The sequence below is a fragment of the Planktothrix sp. genome, from assembly GCF_046067725.1.
GTDB lineage: Bacteria > Cyanobacteriota > Cyanobacteriia > Cyanobacteriales > Microcoleaceae > Planktothrix.
On record NZ_JBJUDF010000056.1, the window covers coordinates 1 to 14496 of the forward strand.

The 14496-nt window shown below is 39.6% G+C and carries 13 protein-coding genes; 7 read left to right on the forward strand and 6 right to left on the reverse strand.

The features are described 5' to 3' along the window. A partial coding sequence (locus tag ACKPEB_RS03255) for a site-2 protease family protein (RefSeq protein ID WP_408963356.1) occupies positions 1–1098 on the forward strand: 1098 nt, incomplete at its 5' end. 126 nt (positions 1099–1224) lie between these two features. Here ACKPEB_RS03255 and ACKPEB_RS03260 read toward each other — a convergent pair. Then, positions 1225–1914, reverse strand: a complete 690-nt coding sequence (locus ACKPEB_RS03260) for an ExbD/TolR family protein (protein ID WP_408963357.1) — start codon at positions 1912–1914, stop codon at positions 1225–1227. 52 nt (positions 1915–1966) lie between these two features. Next, positions 1967–2776, reverse strand: coding sequence for a MotA/TolQ/ExbB proton channel family protein (locus ACKPEB_RS03265; protein WP_408963358.1), 810 nt, complete (start codon positions 2774–2776; stop codon positions 1967–1969). A 221-nt stretch (positions 2777–2997) separates the two neighbouring features. Here ACKPEB_RS03265 and ACKPEB_RS03270 point away from each other — a divergent pair, with 221 nt between their 5' ends. Further along, positions 2998–4695, forward strand: a complete 1698-nt coding sequence (locus ACKPEB_RS03270) for a tetratricopeptide repeat protein (protein WP_408963359.1) — start codon at positions 2998–3000, stop codon at positions 4693–4695. 190 nt (positions 4696–4885) lie between these two features. Here the strand turns inward: ACKPEB_RS03270 and ACKPEB_RS03275 are convergent, their stop codons facing one another. After that, positions 4886–5983, reverse strand: coding sequence for a phosphotransacetylase family protein (locus tag ACKPEB_RS03275; protein WP_408963360.1), 1098 nt, complete (start codon positions 5981–5983; stop codon positions 4886–4888). A 351-nt stretch (positions 5984–6334) separates the two neighbouring features. After that, complete coding sequence (gene ebsA, locus ACKPEB_RS03280) at positions 6335–6709, reverse strand: type IV pilus biogenesis protein EbsA (RefSeq protein ID WP_408963368.1); 375 nt, start codon at positions 6707–6709, stop codon at positions 6335–6337. A gap of 298 nt (positions 6710–7007) precedes the next feature. On the opposite strand from ebsA, the gene ACKPEB_RS03285 reads away from it, so the two are divergent. From ACKPEB_RS03285 to ACKPEB_RS03305, 5 genes are all read left to right on the forward strand, one after another. Further along, positions 7008–8618: a glycosyltransferase gene (locus ACKPEB_RS03285; protein WP_408963361.1), complete on the forward strand. Its 1611-nt coding sequence runs from the start codon at positions 7008–7010 to the stop codon at positions 8616–8618. Between the two features lie 11 nt (positions 8619–8629). Then, positions 8630–9790 carry an ATP-grasp domain-containing protein gene (locus tag ACKPEB_RS03290; protein WP_408963362.1) on the forward strand — a complete coding sequence of 387 codons (1161 nt, stop codon included), beginning with the start codon at positions 8630–8632 and terminating at the stop codon, positions 9788–9790. A gap of 48 nt (positions 9791–9838) precedes the next feature. Further along, on the forward strand, positions 9839–10741 hold the full coding sequence (locus tag ACKPEB_RS03295) for a succinate--CoA ligase subunit alpha (protein WP_408963363.1): 903 nt from the start codon (positions 9839–9841) through the stop codon (positions 10739–10741). A 282-nt stretch (positions 10742–11023) separates the two neighbouring features. Further along, complete coding sequence (locus ACKPEB_RS03300; RefSeq protein ID WP_408963364.1) at positions 11024–12334, forward strand: serine hydrolase; 1311 nt, start codon at positions 11024–11026, stop codon at positions 12332–12334. 54 nt (positions 12335–12388) lie between these two features. Further along, positions 12389–13210 (forward strand): alpha/beta fold hydrolase, encoded by an 822-nt coding sequence (locus ACKPEB_RS03305; protein WP_408963365.1) that lies wholly within the window; start codon positions 12389–12391, stop codon positions 13208–13210. Positions 13211–13304: 94 nt separating this feature from the next. Here ACKPEB_RS03305 and rlmB read toward each other — a convergent pair whose 3' ends face one another. Together rlmB and ACKPEB_RS03315 are read right to left on the reverse strand one after the other, a co-directional pair. Then, on the reverse strand, positions 13305–14180 hold the full coding sequence (rlmB, locus tag ACKPEB_RS03310; RefSeq protein ID WP_408963366.1) for a 23S rRNA (guanosine(2251)-2'-O)-methyltransferase RlmB: 876 nt from the start codon (positions 14178–14180) through the stop codon (positions 13305–13307). Then, positions 14114–14496, reverse strand: a 383-nt coding sequence (locus tag ACKPEB_RS03315) for a hypothetical protein (protein ID WP_408963367.1), incomplete at its 5' end; no start/stop codon positions are given. The genes rlmB and ACKPEB_RS03315, both read right to left, overlap by 67 nt.

Genomic DNA, 14496 nt, shown 5'->3' on the forward strand with positions numbered 1-14496 from the left:
CAATGGGGGCCGAATTTATCATGGATGGCTGGGTTTGCGATCGCAGTTTTGTTATTTGCTTCAGTGCTATTACATGAACTTGGTCATAGTTTAGTGGCTCAATCTCAAGGAATTCGAGTCAATTCGATTACCCTTTTTCTCTTCGGAGGGGTCGCTTCCATTGACCAAGAATCTAAAACCCCAGGTCAAGCATTTCAAGTGGCGATCGCTGGCCCGTTGGTCAGTTTTAGTTTATTTTTTATCCTCAATCTTGTTACTTACATCTTACCTCCTTCCAGTTTAATTTATTCCCTAGCCCAAGATTTAGCGAGCATTAACTTAGTTTTAGGTATTTTTAATTTAATCCCAGGGTTGCCCCTTGATGGTGGACAAGTGCTCAAAGCAATGGTGTGGAAAATCACGGGAAATCGCTTTTCTGGAGTGCGTTGGGCTGCTAGAGGAGGACAATTTTTAGGAATTTTAGGGGTTTCTTTGGGTTTATCTGCGTTTCTATTTTCCAAAAGTTATGGCGGATTATGGATTGCTTTAATAGGTTGGTTTGTGTTACAAAATGCCGGGTCTTATAATCGTCTTACGGATCTACAAGAAGCCTTAGTTAAGATTAAAGCAACGGATACAATGACCCGTGAATTCCGAGTGGTAGATGCTGATTTAACCTTACGTCAATTTGCCGATGAATATTTAATTGGGGTTGATGTTGTTCCGGTTTATTTTGCCGCATCTGATGGTCGTTATCGCGGGTTAGTTCCTGTTGAGGCGTTGCGAGTGATTGAACGAAGTCAATGGGAAACTCAGACCTTAAATCACATTGTTCAACCTTTAGATGAACTGATTACCATCTCTGAAAAAGCTTCATTAGTCGAAGTGATTCATAAAATGGAAGAGAAACAACTGCGCCGAATTACAGTTTTATCTCCGGCGGGTGCAGTTGCCGGAATGATTGATCGCGGAGATGTGGTACGATCAGTGGCAAATTATTTAAAAATTGCAATTCCAGAATCGAGTATTAGAAGTATTAAAGAACAAGGAGTTTATCCTCCAGGTTTACCATTACCTGCATTAGCAAAAACAATGATTGCGAATTATCGGACAGAATAGAAAACACAAAGAAAAAGATTTTAGGGTTTAGGTTGGTGATCTCAGGAAAAACTAAAATCAGGGGATATTCTCCCCTAGTTCATTTCCTAAAACTGACGATATTTTGTTCTTGATTTTTGCGAACAATTAAAAGCTGGGTTGTTCTTGAGTTTGAGAGGGAAGTGTATTATTGGCTGGAGGAATTTGAGGTGCAAAAGGATTAGAACCATCTGAAGGTGGAATAGAAGGCGTTAAAACTGGACTATTCTGAGATGGAAGATTGCTGGGTGCATTGGGTAAGGTCGGAGGAAGAGGAGGTAACACATCGCCAGAATTGGGGGTTGTAGGGGCAAACGGAGGAGCAATATTTGAGGGATTAGCAGGAAGATTTAAGCTGGGGTTTAATGGATTGGTAGGGGGTTGAATGTCTTGAGAGCTTGGTAACGTGGCTAGGGCGACCCGTTCCCCACCAATTGCCCTCAAACGGTCTAAAACTCGAACAACATCGTTATAGCGGGCTTCTTTCGGCGCATATAAGACAATTAATCCACTGGGATTCCAACGACGAAATCGTAATAACGTTCGGTCTAATTGATCTTGATTAACGGGTTGTTGTTCAATATAAGTTTGTCCCGCCGTATCAATCCCCACAATTAGCATTTTCTGCATTTGGGTTTCTCCGGTACTGGCTTTAGGTAAATCCACATTAATCGCTTGTTGACGAGTTAATTGTAAGGAAGCCAAAATAAAAAAGGTGAGAATACAAAACACCACGTCAATTAAGGGAATTAATTCTATTCGGGCTTCATCAGGGGTTGAATCAGTTCTAATTTTCATAAAAGTTTTGTGATTAATATCTTGAGATGGGATTAAGAAAGCAGTTCACCGTTTATCTTTCATCTTCCTCTTCATCCAGAATCTCAGATTTCTTTTTAGGTTTAAGGTTTTTTTCAGGTTCTACCGAAGCATTATTATTATTCTCTGAATCTGCAAACAAATGTTTCAAAATCGGTTCCTCTCGTTCTTCCTCCTCCTCTTCTTCTTCAGTTTCAAGAATTTGTAACTGAGATTTAGCATAAGGCCAATTCTGACGATATAACAATTCTAATTCATTTCCGGCTTTACGAAAGATTTTAGCTTGATTAAACATTAACCCCTGAAAAAATCGATAAAATGCCAAACTAATAATTGCAACAATTAATCCGGTTGCGGTTGTAATTAAGGCTTCTGCAATTCCCAAGGTTACATCTGAAGCGGATGAAGTCCCGATATCTCCTAAGCGAATGGAACCAAGGGAGTTAATTAACCCTAACACAGTTCCTAACAATCCCAACAAAGGCGCCATAGCAATCACCGCCTCAAAAATTTTGTCTCCTCGGCGCATCGAGGCTAATTCTTCATCGGCTGCTGCTTCTAACGCCAAGCGGAATAATTCTGGGTCAGGGGACTGTAACCGTAGCGGAGCATAGAGAAAACGTCCCATCGGTTGATTACTGGATTGTTTGGCGGTTTGATGAGCTTTCCCCCATTGTCCTCGCCGCGCAGAATCAATCACTCGGTTCACAATTTGTTTTTCTTTGGTCAAGGTGGTAATCCAAAACCAAATCCGTTCAATAATCACACTAATCGACAAAATCGATAAAATCAGCAAGGGCCACATTGCTGGCCCACCCTTGGCGAAAATCTCTTGAATACTCATTGAAATTGCACAACCTCCTAAAAACCTAACCCCTATAACTGTATTAGATGTGCAGCCAACATGGCGAACCACAGCCAAACCCTTTCAATTTTGCCATTGTCTGGACTGAATCGCTACTGTATTTTCCGTTCACGTGCTTCTGGGTTGGGATTCAGTAGAATTAAAACTATTAGCATCTAGGGTGAGGAGAGCTCGCCCATCTATCAGGAGTCAAACACCCTATGTCGGAAGAATTAACCTCCTCCCTCTTTCCTGTGGAGTCTCCTCCACAACCTCAACCTCCCTCTGGATTAGGATTTTTAGCCATTGTCAAAGCATGGCCTGAATATACCAAAGGAAATCGATTTTATAAATTAGGACGGTATGAATTTGCCTTTGAACGTTATGATCAAGCCGTTCGTTATAAACCAAATTGGTATTCTGCTTGGTTAAGACGAGGAAATAGTTTACGCAAATTAAAACGCTATAAAGACGCTTTAGAATCCTATGACCGGGCGATTAAAATTAAACCGGAAGATTATTGGGCTTGGACGTTTCGAGGTATTTCTTTAGCGAAATTAGAACGATTTGAAGAAGCCGTTGCTTCTTTTGATAAAGCGATTACGATTGAACCGGAAAATTTTGAAGCTTGGTATGAACGGGGTTTAGCATTAGAAGCGTTATTACAATATAAAGCTGCCGCCGCTTCTTATAAACGGGCGATTGAAATTAAACCGAATGTTTCTTCGATTTGGTATCATCAAGCTAATGCTTTAATGAATGAAGAACGGTATGCTGATGCAGTTGCTTCCTATGATCGAGCCATTCAATTACAGCCTGCTAATTATGAAGCTTGGTTTAATCGGGGAGAAATGTTATTTAGTCAACAGAAATATGCTGATGCGATCGCATCTTATAATCAAGCCATTCAATTACAACCCAAGAGTCATCAAGCTTGGTTTAATCGCGGAATTGCTTTACAAAAATTACGTCGATATCCTGAAGCGATTACGTCCTATGATACGGTGATTCAACTCCAACCCCAAGATTATGAAGTTTGGTTTTATAAAGGTATGGCGTTGTTGCATCATCAACAACATCAAGTCGCTTTAACTTGTTTAAATCAAGCTTTACAAATTAATCCTGATTCGGCGGCAATTTGGATTAGTCGCGCTCAAGCTTTATTAAATTTAAAACAATATCAATCAGCGATCGCTTCTTTTGATAAAGCCACCCAATTAAATTCTAATTTTCCTGAAGCTTGGTTTGGTCGAGGAAAAGCATTATGTGAACTTGGACAATATCAAGAAGCAATTATTGCCTATGATAATGCTTTACAAATTCAACCGGATTTTATGGATGCTTGGAATGGTCGCGGAGAAGCATTAGAAAAATTAGAACGCTATGATGAAGCATTAATTGCCTATGATAAAGTGGTACAAATGACCACAGAAGATACGACTTTAGCAACAAAAGCAGGATTACAAAGGGGAGAAGCATTAGAAAAATTAGAACGCTATGATGAAGCAATTATTGCTTATAAAAAAGTGATTCGGGTACAACCCGATAATTTTGACGCTTGGGTACATTTAGGGAAAACTTTAGAAGCGGTTGAACAGTATTCTGAAGCCGCAGAAGCGTTTCAGCAAGCGGTGAAAATTTGGCCAGAATCCTTTTCAACTTGGTTACAATGGGGAATCGCTTTAGAATCAGCCCAACGTTATCGAGATGCGTTAAATGTTTATGATAAAGTAATTCAACGGAAACCGGATCATTATCAAGCCTGGATTCGTCGAGGAATGACCTTTGAACAAATGAATTGTTATCAAGATGCTCATCGTTCCTATGGGGTCGCCTTGGAAATACAACCTAATTCTGCTGAAGCTATTATCCATCGAAATCGGGTAAATTTGAAGTTAAAAAATAATCAGAATCAATAGTATAAATGAGGGAATGGCTCCCCATTCTTTAATGATTTAGCTTGGACAATATTAGTATGTTATTATCCTATAAAAATAGGAAAGTTATTATTATTTCTATATAAATTAAAGATAGTTTCTATAATTTTAAACGATTTGTAGAGACGCTGTTGATAACATCTCTACAATCACCTGACCGACGTTGAACATATTAATTCATTGCAGTTACGGGAAAGGAAATTCCTAACCGTTGAATTAAGCGATCCAGATGAAAATATTCTTTCATCAGTTGATTCACCGCTTCAACTTTAACCGGTTCATGGAGGCGAACTTGACCAAAGGCTCGATCAATAATTTCTACCGTCGTTAACGTATCGAGATCAACCGATAAAACCGGAACTTCCAAATCTTCAGCCCGACTTAAAACCATGGGTGCAGGGGGAAGTTGACCCGTGAGAATTAAACAATGGGTAGATTTTTCTAAAGCCGCTAATTGAATATCTGTGCGATCGCCACCGGTAACAACAGCCATATTTTTAGATTGACTAAAATACTTCATGGCTGAACTCACATTCATCGCACCCACACTCAAACTTTCTACCATTAAATCTAATCGTTCTTTAGAACAAAGCACCTGAGCTTTTAACTGTTTAACTAATTCTTTAACCGTGACACTGCGTAAAACGTCATTCCTCGGTAACACTCCAAAAACAGGAATTCCCTTCGCTTCTAAAAATGGTTGAATTTCAGAGGTTGTAATTTCCAATTCATCAGGAGAAACATCATTAATAACAATTCCTAATAAACGCTTTCCTAAATCTTTTTGAGCATAGAGTAAATCATCCAAAGCCAAGTGGGAATGTAAACGAACAACAAGCAAAACAGAAGCATCCAACTGATTCGCCATTTGAGGTACAGATAAGTCAAATAATAACCCCTCTTGTAACGTTCTTGGCCCTTCTAATAAGATTAAATCCACAGAAGGTTTTTGTAGATACGAAGTCAGGGATTGAGGATAGTTTTCCTGATTTTTATCCAATAAACGCTGACGAATTGTAGTTTCATCTAAGGTTAAAATTGGAAATCGGAGTTGTTCGTGAGACAGTTTTAAGGTTTGAGCAATAAATTGAAGGTCAGCATCAGACGCATCCTCACCCTCTCCATCACCCATATCCGTTGCCAAAGGCTTACCATAAACAATCTTTAAGCCTTTAGTTTGAAATAGATCCGCCAGACCCAAGGCAATTGCTGATTTACCCGTGTAAGGCTCGGTTGATCCGATTAATAAATACTGGACAGATTCAGCCACGCAATTTACTCCTCAATACAATTTCATTAAATTCAACAAATGATGACATTTTCCTGTTCGTTGGGTGAACCCTGAAAATCCTCAAGGAATTAGCCGATTCTAGTTAAACAATCGCTTTTCTATTGTAGGGTGAATCCGTGAACCGTATTCCTTAAATTTTATCGTTGTTCTTGAGTGTTGAAAATTTGAATTGTAGCGATCGGTTGCCATCAGTTACCTGATTAGTGTCAGCTTGTCTAGTCGTCGTCAAGGTCAGCAAAACCTGGTGGAGTAGTTCTAGGAGTTGGGAAACCCACTGGAGACAACCGTAACCCCAGAGGTTTCCCCCACAGTCAAAAACCGCAACGGTGCTTAACGATCCAAATGCAATAAGCGTCTATAGAACTCCTGAGAAAAATCTATTGTCCGAGTTCGGCTAAAATTTTGCAGCACTTCAATTAAATACTTAATAAATTCATGGTTAGATAGGATCACCTCATAACTGAGATCGGCATTCCCATCAAATTGAACCCGACACCGAGTTAAATCAGCCGGTAAAGAGGAAACATTCCAAGTCGCCACAAAAGGAATACCATCTCCACCATCAATGTTGCGAGCGCCTTCTAAACTTTTTTCTTTATAAAGGCTCATCGAATAAGGTAAATATTTACGCTTTTTCTCATCATAGTAGGGAATATAAACCACGTATTCCCGTTTGTCGGCGACTTTGAGTTGAGTTAAAGCCATTGTGGGATCAGTCATAGATTTTTATCTTCCTGCAATTTGCATTGATCACTTCTAATGTAGCTGAGATCCCAACAGGGGAGCAGGGGGAGCAGGGGAGGGAGAGGAGCAGGGGGAGAAATTTCTGTTCTCTGTTCCCTATTGCCCATTCGTAATTCGTAATTCCCCATTCCCTATTGTCTGTTCCCTTTTCCCTGATTGGCCTTCAACAGTTAATCTGTTTCAAAACGTTAACAAGTGTCACAATATTGGATACTAGATAGCAGATTGGACGAATATTAAGGGTTAAATCAGATTATCTATGCCGAAACAGTCTTGGCCAGAAAACGATGCTGATAGCTTATACAACGGTGACATCAACGCCCTAAGCGATGATCAAGACTATCCTGAACAATCTCCGACTTGGACACCTGGGGGAAATCAGCAAAATAGTAGTTTCGGCGAGAATGCCGCTTCAATGGTTTATCCCTCGATGGATGTCACCTCACCCCACTCTGATACCCGTTTCAATCAACAACAGTCCTCCTTCACCGTTTGTCCTCAGTGGTATCAAGGTCGTCGGCAAAAAGCGGCTGTAGCTCTGACCCTGATTTGGGCTGGAATCATGACTCTGCATTTTGTGTCTTGGGGAATGGGGTTTATTTTAGGATTAACGGGTTTATTATCCATTCATGCCCTGAGAGTGTTCCTAGCTAAGTCGCCTCAAAAAGAAAGTTTATCGGAACCCTCGCAACAAGATTGGCCCTATATTTCGTTATTAGTAGCGGCTAAAAATGAAGAAGCCGTGATTGGTCGTTTAGTTAAAAATCTTTGTAGCTTAGATTATCCTAAAAATTGTTATGAACTTTGGGTTGTTGATGATAATAGCAGCGATCAAACCCCTGTGATTCTGGAAAAACTGACCCAAGAGTATCCACAACTTAAGGTTTTACGGCGTTCAGCCGATGCTACAGGAGGTAAATCTGGGGCTTTAAATCAAGTTTTACCTTTAACTCAAGGGGAAATTTTAGGGGTGTTTGATGCGGATGCTCAAATAGCACCGGATATGTTAAATCATATTGTGCCCCTATTTAAAACGGCTCAAGTGGGGGCGGTTCAGGTACGAAAAGCCATTGCTAATGCCTCAGAAAACTTTTGGACTCGTTCCCAAGCCGCAGAGATGGCTTTGGATGCTTATTTCCAAGAACAACGAATTACCATTGGTGGCATTGGAGAACTACGGGGAAATGGTCAATTTGTCCGGCGGGAAGCGTTGTTAAGTTGTGGCGGTTGGAATGAAGAAACCATTACCGATGATTTAGATTTAACCATTCGTTTGCATTTAGATCAGTGGGATATTGAATGCTTGTCCTTTCCTCCAGTTAATGAAGAAGGCGTCACCCATTTTAAAGCGTTATGGCATCAACGCAATCGTTGGGCAGAAGGTGGTTATCAACGCTATTTAGATTATTGGCGTTTAATTGTGAAAAATCGTATGGGAACCCCAAAAACGATTGATTTGTTGGGTTTTTGCATCACCCAATATATCTTACCGACGGCGGCGGTTCCTGATTTGGTGTTGTCGTTAATTCAGCGCCGTCTACCCTTAACCACTCCCTTAACCTGTTTTACCGTTACCCTTTCTTTATTGGGGATGTTTCTAGGTTTACGGCGAATTCGTCAAACTCAATTCAGAAAAAATGGGGAATTAGCCGCATTTCAATCTGCCAAAGGAAGCCCTTCTCAACCCAGTTCATCAGAGTCGCTGCGGTTCCCAAAACTGTTAACTCTTTGGATAGATACACTCCGGGGTACGGTCTATATGCTTCACTGGTTATTAGTAGTGGGAAGTACAACGGCTCGGATTTCGATTCGTCCCAAACGACTCAAGTGGGTCAAGACCGTTCATCAAGGAACCCTAACGCCTGAATGAGGAAGGTGTGCATGGATTTGTTAGAGTATCAAGCTAAAACGTTATTTCGTCAAATGTCGATTCCGGTGTTACCCTCACAACGGATTGATCAAGCTCAAGATTTAAAGGGTTTGACCATTCCCTATCCGGTGGTGCTCAAATCCCAAGTGCGAGCCGGGGGACGGGGAAAAGCCGGGGGTATTCGGTTTGTGGAAAATACGATTGATGCGGTTGCGGCTGCTCAAATGATTTTTAATTTACCGATTCGCGGTGAATGTCCTCAAGTGTTGTTAGCGGAAGCCAAATATGATGCGGATCGGGAATTATACTTAGCCGTTACTCTCGATCCGGGGTCGCGGCGTCCGGTGCTATTGGGTTCGCAACAGGGCGGGGTGAATGTGGAAGCAACCCTGTCTAAAATTCAGCAAGTAATTGTTGATCAAGATTTTTCCCCGTTTTATGCTCGACGGTTAATGTTAAAAATGGGTTTACAGGGAGATTTAATTCTCTCGGTAAGTGCCATTGTTGAAAAAATGTACCGTTTATTTGTGGAGAAAGATTTAGATTTGGTCGAGATTAATCCCTTGGGGATTAGTCCTACCGGGGAAGTGATGGCTTTAGATGGAAAAGTGATTGCTAATAGTGGTGCTCTAGGACGACATGAAGATTTAATTATGCTTCTTAAAGCTCAACAATCCTATAATTCTGTTTCTCTACCAACCATTTCTGAGGAATTATTTCATCCTCAACTGAATTTAGTGGAATTAGAAGGAAATATTGGGATTTTGTGTAATGGGGCAGGGTTAACCATGGCAACCTTAGATTTAGTCATTCAATCATCTGGTAAACCCGCTAATTTCCTGAATTTAGGTGGGGCAGATCATTATGAAATTACAGAAGATTTTCGCCAACGGTTATATCGGGGAATAGACCTTGTAACCCAATCAAAACAGGTTAAAGTTGTCATCGCTAATTTCTGGATTCAACCCACGATTCGTGTTGGATTCTTAGGGGAAATCGCCGGATATTTAAAACGTAAAGCTCGAACCCATACTTTACCTCAATTTGTGTTTTGTTTAGCTGGAATTCAACCTGAATCCTGTCAAGAACAGTTGGCTGATTTACCTGTAAATTTATTTGAGCGGTTAGATTGGGCTGTTGATACAGCGATTAATTTAACGAAAGTGAAATAGTTTGTTTATCACGTCGGATATAACCTCCTCCAAATGGGATGATCAAATATGAATTTAACTCCTGATAGTAAAGTGATTGTACAAGGAACAACAATCTCACCATCCTTGACTCATGCAGTGGTACAAATGAAGACCTATGGCACTCGAATTGTTGCCTGTGTTAGCCCCGGTCACGGAGGGCAGCAGTTAAATGAAATTCCAGTATTTGATTTAGTTGAACAGGCACTTGCTCATGTCGGAGAAATTCATATTAGTGTTATTTTTGCTCATCCTTATCAAGTTTTAGATGCAGCGTTAGAAGCAATGGCGGCAGGCATTCGTCAGTTAATTATTATTACTGAAGGAATGCCTCCCTTGGATATGGTGGCGTTAGTTCGTAAGGCAGAAGCAACAGAAACTTTAGTCATTGGCCCTAATTGTTCGGGGATTATTATCCCCAATCAATTGTTATTAGGAACTCATCCTAGTGAATTTTATAAACCTGGAAATATTGGATTATTAAGCCGCAGTAGTACCTTAACTTATGAAGTCGCAGCAGAATTAACTCAAGCGGGATTAGGTCAATCGGTTGCTGTTAGTATTGGCAGTGATTTTATTGTGGGTTCTTCTTTTTTACAATGGTTAGAAATTTTAGATGAAGATGAAAATACGGATGTGATTGTGTTAGTCGGAGAAATGGGCGGAACTAGCGAGGAAGAAGCGGCTTCTTATATTGCGGAAGCCATTGATACCCCTGTTGTTGCTTATATTGCGGGATTACACGCTCCAGCGACTAAACTGTTAGGTCATGCGAGTTTATTAATGACGTCAAAAGTTGTCAGTAATATGGTGGATGCGGGAACCGTTGAAAGCAAAATTGCTGCCTTTAAAGCGGCTGAAGTTCTAGTTGCTAAACGTCCTTCGGAAATTCCTATATTAGTTAAAAAAGCAATAAAAAGACGCAATAAATAAGTCATTTTAGCATCGGTTTAGATCTTGAAGTTTAATTCAATTTATGTAAATTAGAAAAGCTCTTGCTCAGTACCCGAACATCATTATTTACACATTTTTAATTTCCTGTTCCCTGTTCCCTGTTCCCTTTCTGAAGCAATTTATTTTGCACAAGCAGTTAATTATGGTAATCTAATTTCGGATCTCATCTGTTTAATCAACTGGGCTAAGAATATCTCTCAGTCAGAAACAGACGTTCATTCAAGGTCTCAAACCCATGAAGTGTGTGTGAGGAGTTTAAGGATGCGTTCCTTTTGGCGTTGGGCTACAACAATAAGCGGTAGTATAGCTGTGATCGCGGGTATTGGATTAACTCAAACCCTCCCTTCATTTGGAACTGCTTCTGACCTCTATGGTGCTCGTTCCTTAAAGGAATTAATTACATTACGCGATCGCTTAATTCAAGAGTTAGAAACCCCTCCAAAAGAACGACCTGAACCTAATTTTTTTAATTCTTTATTTACTGATCCGCTTCAATTTGAACCCAATGAAACGTTATTACAAAAGTTAAAAACGGTAGAAGTTCAAATTTTAGTTGAAGAACGGGCTGAAGATAATTGGCAACAAGCGATCCGTTTAGCAACCCAAGCTCAAAAAGTAGCTAATCCTGATGATCCCTCTCCTCAGCAACGAAAACAAGTTCAAGATTTATGGCAAAAAGCAATTAATAATTTACAAGAAATTCCACCTCATTCTTTATTAGCACGTCAAACTTCTGAAAAAATTAAAGACTACGAATCTAGTTTATCAGAAATTACCGATGAACTCTTAGATGCACGGGCAAAAATATTAGAACAAATTCGTCAAGAAAGCGGGTTAACTCGTCAAGCCATGCTCACGGTTTGTACTTTAAAAAGAGATTGTGTTGATTTACGAGGAAATCAACCTCCCGCGAGTCCCGCCAGTTTAATTAAAGTTCCCGTTGCGATCGCTCTTTTACACAAAACCGCCGAAGAAAAAATTAGTTTAGACCAAAAAGTTATGGTCGAAAGAGGAAATTTTACAGAAGATGCTTCATCCATTCAAGCTCGTCAATCTTACTCTTTAAAAGATTTAATGGGAGTGATGATTGATCACAGTAGCAATATTGCAACGAATCAATTAATTGATTATTTAGGTTCAGATTATATTAATAAATTTTTAGACGCTGAAGGCTATAAATTTACACGAGTTAATTTTAAATTAATGGGAGATCATATTATGCCTTGGCGTCCGGGGAAAGGACGAAATCGATTAACCAGTAATGAACTGACAGAAATGATGGTAGAAGTTTATAATTATGAACATCCTTCCTCCCAGGTGTTAATTGATGCGTTAAATCGTCAATATGATCGAGTCATTGGTTATGCTGGGTTACAAGGATTACCGAAAACTAAATGGTTAGGGGAAAAAACCGGACAAAATTCTAGGGTGATTGGCACAACTGTTGCGGCTCAAATTAATGGAGAAAAATATATTATTACAGCGATTGATAATAATACGGCCAATGTCCCCCAAATTAGTAAATCTGTTAATAAAATAGCAAAATATATCGTTGAAAATGGGCAACTTTAATGACTCTTTTAGTTGCTATATCGGCAATAAAGTCTCGAAAAGGAAAGTAAAAAATTGCGATTAAATACACAAATACAAGGTCAAGGCTTCCCTATTATTTGTTTACATGGACATCCCGGTTCTAGTCAGTGTATGTCTGTATTTACTCATCATCTTTCCCAACAGTATCTAACTCTAGCACCGGACTTAAGAGGGTATGGAAAAAGCTACACCCGTCAACGGTTTGAGATGAAAGAACATTTACAGGATTTAGAAACTTTTTTTAAAGAATTTAATATTGATGAATGTCTAATTTTAGGATGGTCATTAGGTGGAATTTTAGCCTTAGAATTAGCCTTGAAATTTCCCGAAAAAGTTAAGGGTTTAATCTTAATTGCTTCCGCCGCTAGACCAAGAGGAAATCATCCCCCAATTTCTATATTCGATTATGTTTATACCGGTTTAGCAGGATTAATTAATTGGATCTTTCCGAGTTGGCGATGGAATATTGAAACCTTGGGAAAGCGATCACTGTTTCGTTATTTAATTCAACAACACACGAAAATAACTTATCACTATTTAGCACAAGACGCAGTTCCCGCTTTTCTTCAAACTTCAGGGTTTGCGACTGATGCTTTAAACCAAGCCTTAAGATTAGGATATAATCGTTTAGAAAACTTATCCCAAATTCACTGTCCTTGTTTAGTTTTAGCCGGAGAATGCGATCGCCATATTACAGCAATATCGAGTCAAGAAACTTCAGACAATTTACCCAATTCTCAATTTTACTATTATTCTAATACTGCCCATTTATTCCCTTGGGAAATTCCTCAAACTGTACTCAATGATATTGATTATTGGCTGACTCAACATCCTGAAATTTTTCAAAGCAATTAAAAGGAACTGCTCTGAAATCTTATAACAATAAAAGGTTATCATGAAATCGTTGACCGGGATCATGATAACCCAATCGCATCTTTTTATTCCGAGTTTAACTCAGATTTTGAGCTTGAAAATTTCTTTGGCGATAGATTTCATAAAGTGCCATTCCTGTCGCAACAGAAACATTTAAACTAGCAGTTTTTCCTGACAACGGAATTGACACTAAAACATCACAATTGCGTTCAATTAAATGACTTAATCCTTCTCCTTCATTGCCAACTACTAACGCGATTGCCCCATTAAATTCTACCGTTGATAAGGTTTTTTCGGCGGTGGCGGAAGTGCCATAAATCCAAAATCCTGCTGTTTTTAAGTCTTCTAAAGCACGACTGAGATTAATCACTCTGGCAACAGGGAAGGTTTCTAATGAACCCGCCGCGACTTTCATCACCGTTGAGGTAATACCCACTGCACGACGTTGAGGCAACACTAAACCTTGAGCTCCAATAGCTTCTGCTGTCCGAATAATCGCCCCTAAATTGTGAGGATCAAGAATACCATCGGCAACAATAATTACAGGTTGAGAACTAGCGGCTTTAGCAACTTCAATTAATTCATTAAAGTCTTGATAAGTATAGGGGGAAATTTGAGCAACGATACCTTGATGATTAGCACCTTGGGTAAGTTGATCTAAGCGTTGATATGTGACTTCATCCAATATTGCACCGTTGGCTTTTGCCTTTTGCAATAACCCTAGAAATCGGGGATCGGATTTAAGTTGAGAAACCACCCAAATTCGACTAAATGACCGTTCATTTTCTAATGCAGCTTGAACAGTACGCCGTCCATAAATTAAGTCATTCTCAACATCAAAGGACTCGGTAGATTCATCTGCAATTTCAGGCTTACTAGCTTCAATTAAGCGTTGACTTCTTTGAGGATAGGGTAAGGAATGTTGGTGTTTTTGAGGTTGACGTTCCTCCAAGTATTTGTGTGGCTGTTCTGTTGTCGGTTGTTCAGGTTCAAAATTAGGAGAAGATTGATTTCTTTCTTGATAATTTTTCCGATATTTATCAGATTGTTCATCTGAAAACCGATAGGATTTTCTGTCATCTGAAAATCGAGAAGGCTTTCTGTCATCTGAAAACCGAGAAGGCTTTCTATCATCTGAAAATCGAGAAGGCTTTCTATCATCTGAAAATCGAGAAGGCTTTCTGTCATCTGAAAATCGAGAAGGCTTTCTGTCATCTGAAAATCGAGAAGGCTTTCTGTTGTCTCGGTCTCCAGATTGAGATCGATTT

What these genes read in the sequence shown, in the direction of transcription:
- ACKPEB_RS03260 (WP_408963357.1), bottom strand. Translation starts at nt 1,914, where the DNA reads ATGAAAATTAGAACTGATTCAACCCCTGATGAAGCCCGAATAGAATTA.
- ACKPEB_RS03265 (WP_408963358.1), bottom strand. Translation starts at nt 2,776, where the DNA reads ATGAGTATTCAAGAGATTTTCGCCAAGGGTGGGCCAGCAATGTGGCCC.
- ACKPEB_RS03270 (WP_408963359.1), top strand. Translation starts at nt 2,998, where the DNA reads ATGTCGGAAGAATTAACCTCCTCCCTCTTTCCTGTGGAGTCTCCTCCA.
- ebsA (WP_408963368.1), bottom strand. Translation starts at nt 6,709, where the DNA reads ATGGCTTTAACTCAACTCAAAGTCGCCGACAAACGGGAATACGTGGTT.
- ACKPEB_RS03285 (WP_408963361.1), top strand. Translation starts at nt 7,008, where the DNA reads ATGCCGAAACAGTCTTGGCCAGAAAACGATGCTGATAGCTTATACAAC.
- ACKPEB_RS03290 (WP_408963362.1), top strand. Translation starts at nt 8,630, where the DNA reads ATGGATTTGTTAGAGTATCAAGCTAAAACGTTATTTCGTCAAATGTCG.
- ACKPEB_RS03295 (WP_408963363.1), top strand. Translation starts at nt 9,839, where the DNA reads ATGAATTTAACTCCTGATAGTAAAGTGATTGTACAAGGAACAACAATC.
- ACKPEB_RS03300 (WP_408963364.1), top strand. Translation starts at nt 11,024, where the DNA reads ATGCGTTCCTTTTGGCGTTGGGCTACAACAATAAGCGGTAGTATAGCT.